At 70.9% G+C, this 14,352-nt stretch carries 9 protein-coding genes; 1 reads left to right on the top strand and 8 read right to left on the bottom strand.

Annotated elements, in window-relative coordinates:
• The coding region (locus tag KSNIM_RS16705; RefSeq protein ID WP_263104010.1) for a GOLPH3/VPS74 family protein at positions 1–700 on the bottom strand (700 nt) is incomplete at its 3' end.
• Positions 701–1,021: 321 nt separating this feature from the next.
• Here KSNIM_RS16705 and KSNIM_RS16700 point away from each other — a divergent pair.
• Positions 1,022–3,685 (top strand): hypothetical protein, encoded by a 2,664-nt coding sequence (locus KSNIM_RS16700; protein ID WP_263104009.1) that lies wholly within the window; start codon positions 1,022–1,024, stop codon positions 3,683–3,685.
• A 146-nt stretch (positions 3,686–3,831) separates the two neighbouring features.
• Here the strand turns inward: KSNIM_RS16700 and KSNIM_RS16695 are convergent, their stop codons facing one another.
• The 7 genes from KSNIM_RS16695 to KSNIM_RS16665 form a co-directional block, all read right to left on the bottom strand.
• The gene (locus tag KSNIM_RS16695; RefSeq protein ID WP_263104008.1) at positions 3,832–4,896 is read right to left on the bottom strand and encodes a YhjD/YihY/BrkB family envelope integrity protein; all 1,065 of its coding nucleotides are present in this window, start codon (positions 4,894–4,896) and stop codon (positions 3,832–3,834) included.
• Between the two features lie 93 nt (positions 4,897–4,989).
• The gene (locus KSNIM_RS16690) at positions 4,990–5,757 is read right to left on the bottom strand and encodes a polyprenol monophosphomannose synthase (RefSeq protein WP_263104007.1); all 768 of its coding nucleotides are present in this window, start codon (positions 5,755–5,757) and stop codon (positions 4,990–4,992) included.
• 27 nt (positions 5,758–5,784) lie between these two features.
• Positions 5,785–7,359, bottom strand: coding sequence for a glycosyltransferase family 39 protein (locus KSNIM_RS16685; RefSeq protein WP_263104006.1), 1,575 nt, complete (start codon positions 7,357–7,359; stop codon positions 5,785–5,787).
• A 1,037-nt stretch (positions 7,360–8,396) separates the two neighbouring features.
• Positions 8,397–9,605, bottom strand: coding sequence for an ATG16 family protein (locus KSNIM_RS16680; protein ID WP_263104005.1), 1,209 nt, complete (start codon positions 9,603–9,605; stop codon positions 8,397–8,399).
• A gap of 156 nt (positions 9,606–9,761) precedes the next feature.
• Entirely contained in the window at positions 9,762–11,372 is a 1,611-nt protein-coding gene (locus KSNIM_RS16675; RefSeq protein WP_263104004.1) for a hypothetical protein, read from the bottom strand.
• Positions 11,373–11,508: 136 nt separating this feature from the next.
• On the bottom strand, positions 11,509–11,877 hold the full coding sequence (locus tag KSNIM_RS16670) for a hypothetical protein (RefSeq protein ID WP_263104003.1): 369 nt from the start codon (positions 11,875–11,877) through the stop codon (positions 11,509–11,511).
• Positions 11,874–14,303, bottom strand: a complete 2,430-nt coding sequence (locus KSNIM_RS16665) for an AAA family ATPase (RefSeq protein WP_263104002.1) — start codon at positions 14,301–14,303, stop codon at positions 11,874–11,876. The genes KSNIM_RS16670 and KSNIM_RS16665 overlap by 4 nt, the downstream gene beginning before the upstream one ends.
• Positions 14,304–14,352: the final 49 nt, after the last annotated feature.

The raw sequence follows: 14,352 nt of genomic DNA, 5'->3' as shown, positions 1-14,352 counted from the left end.
CCGGCCTCGCCGCTGGCGGACGCCCCGCGGCCGGGTGCCCGCCCGCCGCCGGGGCCGCGCCCCGGTTCTGCTGGGCCGGCAGACCGTTCTGCACGTCCATCACGGCGTGCGCCACCATCCCGCCGAGCGGGTCGTAGCGGATCAGGTCCCGCAGCCGGGACCGCGAGGAGCGGCCCTCGTTGCCGGGGTAGAGGTGCTTGCCCAGACCCACCGCGTGCGCCAGCGCGGCCAGCGCGGCCGTCCGCGGGTCCGGCGGCACGCCCGTGCGGATCGCGGTGTCCAGGCGCTGCTTGATCGCGGCGTTGGTGCAGTCCTCCGACGCCTGGTACCGCGTCGTCGGCAGCACTCCGCACACCTGGCCCTGCACCGCGGTCACCATGCCGCAGCGCTCCAGGTGCGCCAGGTACGTCTGCCGCAGGCCCAACCGGGGCCCGCCGATCCAGTGCGCCGCCCGGACCGCACTGCCGCGCCGTCGCAGCAGCTCCAGGGCGTGGTCGAGGGTCGGATCGCCGGTCGGCCGTGCGAGAACCACGGCGATCCGGTCCCCGTCCGGGGCGATACGTCCGGCCAGGGACAGCTCGACCAGCTGTGCCCCGGCGAGTCCGAGGTCGAGGGTCTGGGGCTGCGCAGTGGTACCCGTGGCCGGGTCCAGTGCGAGCAGCAACAGCTCCTCGGGAATTGTTCTGCGGCTCCTGCCCATCCAAGCCTCCCCGCGTGGATGCAGACAGCGTGACGCCTCTCACACAGGCTTGTCGAGTACGCCTCCGAATCGTGACCTTGGCACGGCAGGCTGGAACCGGTGCCCCACGACCGGCGTCTGAGCCGGGGACGGGCCCGGACGGGCAGAAAAACGGCCGGTCGGGCGGGGTGTGCGCGACTGACGCGCCACCGGTGGCGGAGACTGTACAGACATCCCGACGGGACGAGAACCCGTAGGAAAAAATGAAGGATCGGCGCGGCCCGCGGCCCGCCGGCCCGGGCGGGCAGCCGGTCCGCCGGGCGGACGAGGAGGAGAGGGTCAGTGGGCGAGTCCCCCGACACAGGGCGGCGCGACGGGGCGGCCGAGGGTTCGGCGACGAAGGAGGACGCCGCAGCGGCGCGTACCGCCGGGTCGGCCGGGTCCCCGGAGTCCGCGGACCGGACCGAGCCCCAGGACAGCACCGAGCCGGACGCCGTCGAGTCCGAGACCGCCGAGCCGGAGCCCGTTGACCCGGACGCCGTCGAGTCCGAGTCCGAGACCGCCGAGCCGGACGCCGTCGAGTCCGACACCGCCGACGCCGCGGCCGAGCGGTCCGCCGAACGGGAGGGTGACGCAGCATCCGACGGTGAAGCCGGGGAGGCCGGGGAGGCCGGGGAGTCGGCGAAGTCGGCAGAGTCGGCGAAGCCTGCGGACTCTACGGACGATGAGCACCAGGACGAGGACTCCGACGAGGACCTCGCCGCCGCAGCCGCCGGTTCGGGCGGCTCCACCGTCCACCTCCGCCTTAGGACCGGGGACCAGGCCACCACCGCGCTCCGGCTGCCCGTGGACAACGCCACCACCGCGCTGCGCCTCCCGCCGGAGGCCCGCAAGACCGCCGCTCCCGCCACCGGGTCCGCCGAGGCGGGCGACCAGCCGCCGAGCGACGTGACCACCATGCTCCGGCTCCCCGCCGACGTGACCCGCAAGGCCGCCGACAAGAGCGGTGCGGACAAGAGCGGAGCCGAGAAGAGCGGTACCGAGAAGAACGGTGCCGACAAGAGCGGTACCGAGAAGAGCGGTACCGAGAAGAGCGGAGCGGACAAGGGGTTTGCCGGTAAGCCCGTCGCGCCCGCCCCGGACGCCACCACCGCGCTCCGGATCCCCGCCGAGGCCCGCAAGGCCGCCGACGCCCCGGCGACGCCGGCCGCCGCGGACAAGGCCGCGGACGCCGAGCCCGCCACTGCCGACACAGCCGGGGACACCGACGCCGCCGCCTCCACCGAGGCGACGAAGAAGTCGGCGGCTGCCGCCCCCGTCGACAACGCGACTCGTGCGCTGCGTCTCCCCGTGGACAACGCCACCCGCGCGCTGCGCCTGCCGCCCGAGGTCCGCACGCCCGCCGGCGCCTCCCCGGCCAAGGCCCCGGCCGAGGACCCCGACAAGCCCTCCGCGAAGTCCACCGACCCGCGCCTCGCCATGCGGGACAGCCGCGAGGTGGCCGGCGCCGCCCTCAAGGACACCCGGAAGCCGGTCGGCGGCACCGTCCCCGAGCCGCTTCCGGAGCCCACCCCGGCCCCCGAGCCGCACCCCGAGCCGGAGCCCGGTCCCGAGCCGGAGCCGCGCCCCGCCCCGCCGCGTCCCGAGCCCCGGCCGACCCCGCCCCCGCCCCCGGCGCCTCCGCTGCCCGTGCCGGACCCGGCTCCCGTGCCGGCGCCCGCCCCGCTGCCGGAGAACACCATCGAGGCGATGGAGGTGCTCGCCACCCTCAGCGCCCGCCCGGCCAGCCCGCTGCGCCGCGCCGCCAAGCGGACGGCGATCTGGAGCGTGTTCCTCGCCTTCGTGCTCGGCATCCTGGTGGTCGTCCAACTGCTGCGCCCGCTCCCGGACCCGGAGACCAAGCTCGGTCTGCCCACCGGCTACACGTTCCAGGGCGACCAGCTGGCCGTGGACTGGCCGGCCAAGGGGCAGTCCGCCGCCGCGGTGATCGGGGTCGGCACGGTCGGCAGCTCCGGCGAGCAGACCCCGGTGTCCATCGCCAGCGTCACCAAGGTGATGAACGCCTACCTGGTCCTCAAGGCGCACCCGCTCAAGAAGGGCGAGAGCGGCCCGAAGATCGTGGTCGACAAGGCGGCCGCCCAGGAGTCCACCGACAAGGACCAGTCGCGCGCCCAGCTGACCGAGGGCCAGGAACTCAGCCAGTACCAGGCGCTGGAGCTGCTGATGCTGCCCTCGGCCAACAACGTCGCCCGGCTGCTGGCGCGTTGGGACGCCGGCTCGGAGGAGGCCTTCGTCGCCAAGATGAACGCCGAGGCCACCAGGCTCGGCATGACCAACACCACCTACGCCGACCCGGCCGGCTACAACGACGACACCAAGAGCACCGCGACCGACCAGCTCAAGCTGGCCGAGGCGGCCATGCAGGACGAGGTGTTCCGGCAGATCGTCGCCGAGCCGGAGATGCGGTACAACAACGTGCGCATCCCGAACACCAACGACCTCGTCTTCACCGAGCGCGGCAGCGTGATCGGCATGAAGACCGGCTCCTCCACCGCGGCGCAGTCCGCGCTGATGTGGGCCGCGGTCAAGGAGATCGGCGGCACCAAGCGGACCATCGTCGGTGTCACCCTCCGGCAGCCGGCCGTCGCCGGCGTCGACCTGGCCAAGGTCGCCCAGGCGCCCAGCCTGAAGATCATCAAGTCGGTGCAGAACGGTCTCCACGGCCAGACCCTCGCCAAGCAGGGCCAGGTCGTGGGCCAGGTCGAGGACGGGCTCGGCGGCTCGGTGCCGATCGTCGCGGCCAAGGAGCTGACCGTCGCCGGCTGGTCGGGCATCACCGCCAAGCTGACCCTGGACGCCACCAAGCTCGGCCACACCGTCAAGGCCGGCACCCAGGTCGGCACCCTCTCCGCCGGCGAGGGCGAGGGCCGGATCGAGGTGCCCGTCACCCTGCAGGGCGACCTGGCCCCGCCGTCCATCATGTCGCGGCTGACCCGCATCCTCTGACCCCGCGGACGACGCCCGCATCCTCTGACCCCGCGGACGACGCCCGCATCCTCCGACCCTGCGGACGACGCCCACGGAACGGCATGAAGGCCCCGCCGTCCCCGCCCTCGCGGCGGGAGCGGCGGGGCCTCGCCGTGTCCGGTACCTCAGCCGGGTGCCGGGCCCGCCGCTGAGCCCGGCGGAGAACCCGGCGGCGAACCAGGTGGGGAGCCAGGTGGGGAGCCACCGTTCGGCTCCCCGGACGAGCCAGGACCGCCGCCCCCGGCCGCTCCCGCGGTTCCGGGGGGCGCGGGCGCCTCCGGGCCCTCGGGGGCCCCGGTGCTCGCCGGTGCCGCCGTGTCCACCGGCGGCTCGGGCAGCTCGACGCCCAGCAGCGCGGCCACCCCGGGCTCCTGCGTCAGCACCCGGCCCAGCGCGATCGCGAACGTCACCGCGCTGAACATCACGATCAGCCAGGACAGCAGCGTGAACACCACCCCGTACGGGCCGAACCGGCTGACGCTCTGCGTCACCGCGTGCGGCAGGTACACCGCGGCCGCCGCGTTCACGCCCACGACGGCCACCCCGCACAGCAACGCACCCGGCAGCAGCAGGCGCCAGGCGATCCGCCCGGCGAGTAGCAGGTACTGCGTCCACCACCAGAGCGCGGCGTCCATGAGGAAGGTCAGCGGGATGCCCAGCCACAGACCCGCGCCGAAGCCGCTGTGCAGCGAGTGCTGGAAGACCAGGACGACCAGCCACACCAGCAGCCAGGTCAGCCACCGCCAGGCGGTGATCCGGTGCGACGCCTTCGGCAGCTCCCAGCAGCGCTCGCACACCCGCTGCACGGCGCGGCTCAGCGCGGTCGCGGACAGCAGGGTGATGATCACGCCCACCGCGCCGAAGCTCTGCGACACCTCGTCGTCGTGCCCGGTGTTCAGGAACTGCGCCACCTGCTGCTGCGCCGCGCCCTTCAGACCGAGCTGCTCGCGCAGGGAGGAGACCACGCCGTCCTTGATCGAGGCAGGGGCGAACACGGCCAGTGCCATCAGCGCGGGCAGCGCACTGAGGAAGGCCTGTGCGGCCAGACGGGTGGCGCAGTCCAGCAGGTTGACCCGGACGACCTGGCGCAGCGCCCGGCCGACCAGCGGCACCTGGTCCGGCACGGCCTTGAGCGACCTGGCCTTTTCGGCCGCCCTGGCCCGCATCCCCGGCTGCTGCGACCCTGCCACACCGGCTCCCTCCGCGAGCGGGCACCCTGCGTGACCCAGCCCCATGCTCGCCCCGCCGGTGGGACGCCGCACCCGCTCCGTCCGGGCCGACGGTTACTTCTTGTTCTTGCCGGTGATCTTGTCGAGGCGGGAGGTGATGCCCCAGGTGGTGACGCGCCAGAGGGCCTCGACGACGATGTTGCGGCTCATCTTGGAGGCGCCGTGCTCGCGTTCGACGAAGGTGATCGGGACCTCGGCGACCTTGAAGCCGGCCTTGACGGTGCGCCAGGCGAGGTCGACCTGGAAGCAGTAGCCGGCGGAGGCGACCTCGTCCATGCCGAGGCCGAGGAGGGTCTCCTTGCGGAAGGCGCGGTAGCCGCCGGTGACGTCGCGGATCGGGACGTCGAGCATGAGGCGGGAGTAGGTGGAGCCGCCGCGGGAGAGCAGCAGGCGGGACTTGGGCCAGTTGACGACCTTGCCGCCGGGTACCCAGCGGGAGCCGAGGACGAGGTCGGCGCTGCGCAGGGCGGTGAGCAGGCGGGGGAGTTCCTCGGGCTGGTGGGAGCCGTCGGCGTCCATCTCGACGAGGACGGTGTAGCCCTGGTCGATGCCCCAGCGGAAGCCGGCGAGGTAGGCGGCGCCGAGGCCTTCCTTGCCCTTGCGGTGCAGGACGCGGACGTGGTCGTCCTCGGAGGCGAGCTTGTCGGCGAGGTCGCCGGTGCCGTCGGGGCTGTTGTCGTCGGCGACCAGGACGTGGACCTCGGGGACCGCGGTGCGGACGCGGGAGACGATCCGCTCGATGTTCTCGGCCTCGTTGTAGGTCGGGATGATCACCAGCACCCTGCCGAGATCGGCGAAGGTGGTCTCCTCAGGGGCAGTCACGGCACAGCCTTTCGGGTCGGCGGCGGGTCACGCATGGCCCGGCGCGGGCGCCGCACCGACCGCCGGGCGGCGGACCAGCAGCGACACCGTCAGCCCGGGGACGTGCCGGACCTCGGCCGGGACGAACGCCGCCCGCAGGGCCCGGGCCTGTTCGGCCGGGAGCCACTCGTACGGATCGTCGCCCGTGCCGATGGTAACGACCCAGACACGCCTCTCGTCACCGACGCAGGCCGCGGGCACCGGGCACTCGACCGCGAAGAGGTCGTGCGCGGCGGTCGCGCTCTCCCGGACGAAGAACTGCCGGGGGTGGACCCCGGCCGGCAGGTAGTAGGAGACGGCAGGGCCGACCATCATCCAGCTCATGTCGCCGCCGACCGCGACCAGCCCGTCGCCCGGCGCGTACCCGGCGGCCACCAGCCGGGCCGCCCCGCGGTAGTCGGTGTCGGTGTGCGAGGCGGCCGTCCGCAGCGACCGCTGGTGGTCCAGGCCCAGCCAGGCGGGGACGGCCGCCGCCGCGGCCACCAGCAGCACCGCCGCCGCTGCCGACAACGCCGCCGGCGCCCGCCGGGCGTCCCGGTCCGCAGGTGCTCGCAGGGCGGGGACGGCTCTGCGGAGCAGCGCGACCAGGGCACCGACGCCGCCGCCGGCGAGTGCCGCCCAGAGCGGCACCGTGAAGAGCAGGTAGCGAGGCAGGAAGAAGGAGGTGCTGCCGAGCCGCGACACCGCCCACACCGCGCCGACCGGGAGCGCCGCCGCGAGCAGCAGCAGGACGGCCGACCGCCGGGTGGCGCGCAGCAGCAGGGCCGGCAGCGCCAGCACGAGGAAGGCGTACAGCACTTGGTGCGAGCCGAACAGCTCCTGCCAGACGAACCGCAGGTCGCGAACGGTCGGTGCGGCCAGCCAGGACAGCTGGCGGCCGGACTGCATCCGGCCGAGCGCGATCACCGGCAGGGCGGGGGCCACGCCGGCCGCCACCGCGAGCGGCCACTGCCGGAGCACCCGGCGGGCATCCGGCCGCCGGGCCGCGGCGGCCACCATCGGCAGCTGGCCGACCAGGCAGGCCAGCGACACCAGGTGGAACACCCCGGCGACGCCGGTCGCCAGCGCGTACCAGGCCCAGCGGTCGACGGCCGGCCGCTCCAGGGCCCGCAGCAGCAGCCAGGTCGCGGCGGCCACCGCACAGGCCACCACCGCGTAGGCACGAGCCTCCTGGGCGTACCGGGAGATCTGCGGCACGGTCGCCAGCAGCAGGCCGCCGGCAAGCCCCGCGACGGGGGAGGCGAACATCCGCCGGGCGATCAGCGCGGTGAAGGAGGCGGCGCCGGCCACCGCCAGCGCCGACGGCAGCCGCAGGGCGGCGGGCGAGTCGCCGAACAGGCCCGCCCAGGCGTGCAGCAGCACGTACGAGGCGCCGTTGCTGGCGTCGACGTTGGCCAGTATGCCGAACAGCCCGCGCAGCGGCCGTCCGGCGGCGCTCCAGCTCGACACCTCGTCGCGCCACAGCTCGGGCACACCGATCCCGGCGAGCCCCACGGCCAGCGCGACCAGGCCCGGCACCAACCAGACGATCTCTTGTCGGATGATCTGTACGTATCTACTCATCAACTGCCAACCCGGACATAGCGGCCGGACAAGAATAGCCAGTTCCCGCCGGCGGGACCTGCCGCCGCACACGATCGCCGAGCGCTGGATCCGCTAGTCTGTCTGCCGTCGGCCGAACACCGCCCGCCCCACCGCAGGCACTCGGCAGGCCCCGCCTCAGTGGGACGTGTAGAAAACCTCAAAGCCCCAGGTCGGGGCGGGCTGCATCTGATCACCCGAAACGCGCATCGCTGGGTTCGGAAACGCGTCGCCGACCTTCAGGGCCTTCCGCCTGGCCTCACGTTCAGCCGGCCTGACTACTTCCTGCCTCGGATGGCGCGCTTGAGTAGCGCTCCGCAGCGAAGCCGCCATGATCGAGACATGTGCATGTATGCACCACTGGTGCGGCGGCAGGCAGTCCTTGTCGTTCTGGATGAAGTGGGGCGGGTCGCCCTCATTCCCGCGAGCAGATATGAGGGCGGGATGAGGGTGCCGGTGGTCGCTGTCCGCAGGACGGAGAGCTGGGCCGCGGCGGTCGCGCGGGGGATGGCCGCGTTGGGTATGCACTCGTTCAGATGGGGCAGCACCGTCGGACATCGCTGGGCCCATATCCCTCATGGAGCCGGCCAGGTTCGGGTGGCAGAACGGATCTACCTGGCCAGGGCTTCTTCGACCGAGAGTCGGCTCCAGGGCAGATGCCGTCCAACGGCCCGCTGGTCGGATCCAGAGCTGCTTTCCTCCTCGACAGTGATCGCCCCTTCGCCCGACCTGGCGGCCTTCGTCGCGGGCTACATCGAAGGTTGGATCCCGGACGGTCTGGTCGGCCTGGACTGAGCGAATCGCTGGCCGCAGGATGCGGAGGTCGGCTGCCGCCCGAGGCCGGATTCTGGCGACATGAGGCGCGCCATGGCCGGAGGATGGAGCCCGTTGCCTGTGAAGGCGTAGCCGCGGGGCGTGCGGCGATCACCGAGCTGGATCGAGCCCGTCGAGAGGTAACCAGCATGGGAGGCCGGCTCGTCCAGTCCCAAGGGCCCGCACGGCTGACGGTCGGGGTGCGCTTACTCCTCCTCGCCGTCAAGAGCAGTGCGGCCGGCCCAGACCACTACAGCTCCCATGGCCACTGCGGCTGCTGCCATGCCCCCTTTGCGCCCCACCTCTGCGGTCGCGTTCTTCAATTGCGCCGGGTCCCGGGCCGCGTCCCACCATCGTGTCACCTCCAGCGAGCGTCGACCGAACTCGATTCCGAGCGGTCTGTGGAAGCCATCGACGGCGATGCCGGCACGGTTGATCGAGCCCACCACGGTCCGGTGCGCGGGCAAGTGCAGCAGTACATTCGAGTTGGCCGTATCGGCGGCCGCATCCATACGTGCCATCAGGCGCTCAATCTTCCGCGAGATGAGTTCCCGCCGCTTCTGCCGGTCGTCCTTCAGCAAGAGCCGACGCCCGTCCAGCTTGTCCGGATACTCGTTCAGCACCCTCTGCAGTCGCAGCACGTCGAGCGCGTCCTGAAGTTCGAAGCAGCGAGCCACAACGGCGAGCAGCTCCTCAACCTCGGCCCCTGCTTCCTTGACCGTCTTGGCGAGATCGCCGATTTTGGCCGTGCTCTCCAGCCTCTCCGCAAGCGCGTCGAGTCGACCCAGTGTCCAGCCCAGGGCGTCCGTGATCGTATGGGTCCTCGCCTGCACGGTCGACCACGTGTCATCGTCGACCCGGCCCTCCCGTTCCAGAACGCTCATTGCGGACTCTATGTCGAGGCCCGCTCCGAACACCTTCCCCAACTCGGTGTCCTTCTGGGCGCGAATAATATCGTCGACCTTCTTGTCGATCGCCGCGAGATAGCTCTTGATCTCACCCATCTCATGCTGCATCGCTAGCTGCGCCATGATCCCCGCAGCGCCGGAAAGAATCGCCGGATTAGTCAGGAGCGAGCCAGGGCCCTCCGCGACCTGGAGCCATGACTTGATTGAGCCAGGATTCCCCACCATCGCATAACTGATGTCTGGTGTCTTGCTTTCCATCAACCCGAACTTCTTGACCAGATGTGCAGACTCCTTGGTCAACTTCAGCCAGTAAGCTGAGTTGGCGGAAATTTCAGAACCTGCCTGTGCGATTCCAGCTGCGGTGCGGAGGAGAGGTCCGAGTCTCTGAAATCCGAGGTCCTTCGAAAGCGGCAGTAGACCCTCTGAGATGAGGAAGCGCTTGACATCCGTCGGGTTCCCGATGACCGCAAGTCCATCGCCGTCACTGATCAGCCGAATCTTGTCCATCGCCTGCTCCTGTAGTGAATCATCGCAGTTGAGAGTAGTTGAGGTGGGCGTCGCACGAGCCGCTATCGCCGGAAAAGTTGGCCTCTGCCCGGCTGTCGACGCGCGCACTGCACCTCGCGGCGGATCCGGCTGCCCCGAACGTCGAACAGCCGGAAGTTACTGGACTGGCCAGCCCTTCTTCCACTTCTCCAGGACCAGCCAGAACTCGTGAGGCCATGACATCGTCAACGGATCAAACGCATAGTTCTCGGCCGAAGCCGTCTTCCAGAGAGTGAGCGCGTTCTCCGCCTCATCTGCAAGGAGTCTTGCGGTGGCCAAGAGCTCTCGTGCGGTGCCGTAGTCCCTGCGCTCTGCAGCGCCTGCGAGACTGGGCCAGAGTTCCCACACCAGGTGTTGCTGCAGTTCTCGAAGGTGATCGCCGGTCTTGCGCTCCACGCAGTCGCGCACGTTCTGGTCCACCTCCTCATCCTGGCGGTCGAGTTCACCAAGCTGGTTGTCATCCCAGCCATGCTTCTCGACGAGCTCCCTCCAAAACGCCCAGGCGCGCTCAGCCTCGGTCCGTGCGTACTCGTTAAGCCCTTCCTGAGTCAGCCGAGGGAATTGCCGGGCACCCAGCTCATCGGAGCCGGGAGCCCCCATCGGTGAACCCGGCCTGTTGCCGTACCGGATCTGCGTGAGGACCTCCAGCAGGCGGAGCGAGGATGCGACCTCCTCATCACGGATCACATGGCAGATGTCGGCAACATCCTGGATGACCTCTTCCCAGCTTTCCTCCGCGATGTGGTCATCGAGCTGATCGGCGAGTGAGTCCGCCGAGCCTCGCCCGCGCAAGTCGCCCAGAAGCTCCTCGATCTTGGAGTCAAGTCGCTCTACGGCCGCCTCAGGAGTCTCCCGGTCGCGCCTTGCCGCGGCTTCCTTCTCTGCACACTCGACAGCCTCCCGGCGCTGCTTGCGGGCTGTTTGGGAAGAAGGGAGACGGGTCTGCAAGGCTCGCATCTCCTCGGCTTTCGCCGGGTCGGCCTCGTCGAGCAGCCCGATAGCTTGCATGCGGTGTCCGGCCTGGACGATCGGATCCGATGCGAGGCGACAGAGCAGGCCCACGGCATCCTTCGGAGCACGTTTTGCCACGGCCACGGCAAGCGCGAGACGGGCCGCGCTCGGTGCACTCTGGTGTGCGACAAGCTGTTCCACGACCTCAGGCACGTACCCGGCGGGGTGCTTGTGCTCGGCGAGAGCCAGACCTACCTGCATGCGGGTAGTGAGCGGGGCGGTCTCGTCCGCGGCGAAGAGGTGTGCCGTCCACAGCGCCCACCCGTCACGTACGGCATCCGCCAGCCAATCCCAGCTGTTCCTGGGAAGCAGGTAGCGGGCTTCCAAGTAGCCCAGGTCATCACGGCCGTGCGCCAAGGCGTCTGCTGCCCGGTGCCTCAGTCCCGCAGGGAGGCCCTTGGCGCCGGCGACGTAGCAGAGACCGACGGTGTACTCGGAGGCGGAGTAACTGGGCCGGTCAACCTGCACTCTGGACAGATGCAGGATCCGCTGCAAGTCCTCGTGCCAGGGTCCCGGTGTCAGGACAATGAATGAGGCTGCCGCGAGTGCTGGGCCGCCGCGAATGTTGCATGCTTCCAGACTGGAAGTGCGCCAGTGGTCGGCTAGCGACTCATCTGCCAACCTGACGAGGCACTTCAGGGTGGCGTCGTTTGGCTTCCTGGAGTGTGCCGGTACCTCGCAGCCAGGCAGGAATTCAGGCCTTCCGGTGCTTCCCATTCATCCTCCTTGATCGACAGCCATGGGCATACTAGCCACGGCCCATTTGGTGCGGCGGCCATCTCACTTCTCTCGTGGCAGGCGGCTTGGAACAACGCTTCCAGCGCCACAAATGCTGTCCTGAGCCTGCATGCGTTCAGATGTGAAGGGCCCGCAGCACGAACTCGACCTCGTCCCGCCACCCGAGGAGCTCACCGACCGTCGGGGGCAGCGCGAATTGCTGGTAGTGGCAGGCCCCACTGAGGTTGCGCCAGACCGCCGCGAGCCGGCCGGCCAACCGGACGTCGAGGTGGTGGGCGAGCCAGACGACCTTGGTCTCCGTCCGGCAGCGGCCGAGGGCCGGCCGGTGGGTGGAGATGTAGGCGTCGAGTCCTGCTTCCAGGGCGCGGCGGAGCAGGAACACCGCGGCGCGAGGGTGCGGGGCCCCGGAGGCCTCGGTACCGAGAAGCGATGCGGCGGCGGTCATGCGGTCCGCCGAGGTCAGCACATCGGTTGCAGCAGTCACAGGGATCGCAGTCCTTCCGTGGCAGCGGCCACCCGGCTGATGAACGCCATGGCGTCGGCCGTGTCCGGGATGGTGGTGTGGGCACCCCTGTTGCACAGTCCGACGATGTTGCTCGCGTCGGGACCAAGCCGGCGGCCGATCTCCCGGTACACGTCGGCCTTGCCACGGATCTCTCCGAACAGGGCCAGCGCGGCCAGATCGGTCAGCTCGCGAGCCCTGCCGATGCGCTCCTCGATGGCGAGGTGCCCCATGCCGGTGCCGAGGAGGGTGCGGCGGGCCGACTCCTGGAGGGCGGCCTCCAGAGCGAGGCGGCACTGGCCGGGCAGGACTTCGCTGAGGATCGCGGCGGTGACCTTGTTGTCCCGGGCGACCGCGCGAGCGGCGGCCAGCTCACGCTTGACCGGGTCGTCGACGGACCGGACGGTCACCTTCGAACGCCGGAACCGGCCGACTTCGAGGATCGTGGCCTTGATCCGGTGGAAGCGCAGGGCGTCCGGCAGCCGGGTGTCGTGGGAGAAGACGACGACCTGGTGGGTCCGGGCGATCTCCTCCAGCAGCCGGGCGAGGCCTTCGACCTTTCGGGGGTCCATGGACTGCACCGGATCGTCGATGACGATGAAATCGAACGGGCTCTGTGCGGCCATCGCCCGGGGCAGGAACAACGCCAGCGCCAGGGAGAACAGTTCGCCCTGGCTGACGACACCAAGGGCAGAGGCATCGACGTCGTCCACGGTGACGTTGAGCGCCACGCCCCGGCCGGTGTAGGCCTCGGAGCCCTTGAGCGTGACGTCGCCCAGGGCGACGTTGCTCTCCTGGCTGAGGTACTGCCAGATGCTCTGGGCGGTTTCCGCGATGGAGCGCATGCGCGCTTCGCGCAGCTCGGCCTGCACCTCCTTCAGCCACGCCCTCGCCTTCTTGACCCGGGCCAGCAGCGGTTTGGTCTCTGCCACCGCGTCGGCCAGCGCGAGCCACGATGCCAGCTGGGGGACGACGCCGCGCCACTGCTCGTCCTGCTCCGCGAGCCGGCGTTCCGCCTCCTGGCGGACATGACGGCAGGCGTCAGCGAGTGCCGCCGCCTGCTTTTCGACTGCGACCGCGAGTTCGTGCGGGGCGCGGATGCCGCGGCAGGCAACCCACTCGTCCCAGAGGGCGTGCAGGTGGTCGGGCAGGTCAGCGGCGCGGTTACGGATCAGTGCCCGCAGGCCGTCCGCGGAGTCCCGTACGGCCTGCTGCGCGGACCGGGCCTCTGCCGCCTCCTCGCGGAGCAGGTCGGCCTGGGCGGCTGCCGCGGCGACCCATGCGTCGTCGAGGCGGTCCGTGCTCAGGCAGACCGGGCAGGTGTGGTCCGTGGGGTGCTGGGAGCGCAGCTGCAGGGCCCGGTCGAGGAGGTCGGCGCGGGCGAGTGCGTCGCCGGCGTCCCCGTGTCGTACGTCCTCGGCCGTGGCGACGGCTTCCCGCAGCCGGGCGACGGCCTCGGTTACCGCATCGGTGTCCGGGCCGCTGAGCGCGGCCGTCCGGCGCAGGCGGGCCAGCTCCGTCGTGTCGGCCAGCGGTGCCCCAGCGATCAGGGAGCGGATGCGCTCCCGGTCCGGGACGCGCTGCTGGAGCGCTGTCACCGCATCCTGAACGCGTTCGTCTGCTACATCCGTGAGGGCCGATACCAGGGGCGGCAGCGCTGCCTTTGCCTGCTTCTCGCTCAGCGCCAGCTGCTGTTCGCGTGCGGCGAGCCGCTCGCCCGCCTCACTGAGCGCTCCGAGGCCTAGGAGCGTGGCGAGCCGGTCGTACATCCGGCTGGGCTTGGCGGTCATCATCTGACCGAGCTCGCTGTAGGAGAGGATCGGCCGAAACGACCGGAGTTCCTCTGCCCAGCCGAGGGCGGAGAGCGGCAGCGGGGTCGGCCCGAGCCCGAGGACCGCCGGCTCGGACTCGGCGAACGATGCGCCGCCGGCCCAGGTACGGGTGAGCGTGAGAGGCCGCACCCGGCCGGAGGCGAGGAGCTCCAGCTCGAGGCGGTGCCCTCCGGTGTGGTGCAGGTTGCGCCAGCCGTCCTGCTGGGCGGTCTGCACGTTCTTGCCGTCCTCGTCCTCCCAGCGGCGGTTGCGTCCGGTGAGGGCGACCTCGATGCCCTCCGCGAAGCTGGACTTGCCGCTGCCGTTGCGCCCCTGCACCACGGTCAGGCCGGGGCCCGACGGGATGTGGAGCGTGGCGGCCTCTCCGATGCCGCGGAAGCCCTCGACGGTGATCGACTTCAGGTAGACGCCACGGATGACGGCGGCCTCGGAGTCGTCGACGCCTTCCAGGGCTTCGCGGACCAGCGAGGCGACTTCTTCGGAGAGTGCGGAGGACTCCAGCCGCTGGACGACGGCCGCGATCGGCGACGCCTGCGGCGCGGGTGTGGTGGGTGCGGGGCTGGTGCTGGTCGTCATGGTGCGCTCCCGGAGAAGAGGAGGTGGGGACGATGGCTGCTGCCGTCGT

Origin of the sequence: Kitasatospora sp. DSM 101779 (assembly GCF_025655475.1) — a bacterium.
In the GTDB taxonomy this organism is placed as follows: Bacteria; Actinomycetota; Actinomycetes; order Streptomycetales; family Streptomycetaceae; genus Kitasatospora.
This window is presented reverse-complemented; position numbering and strand designations above follow the sequence as displayed.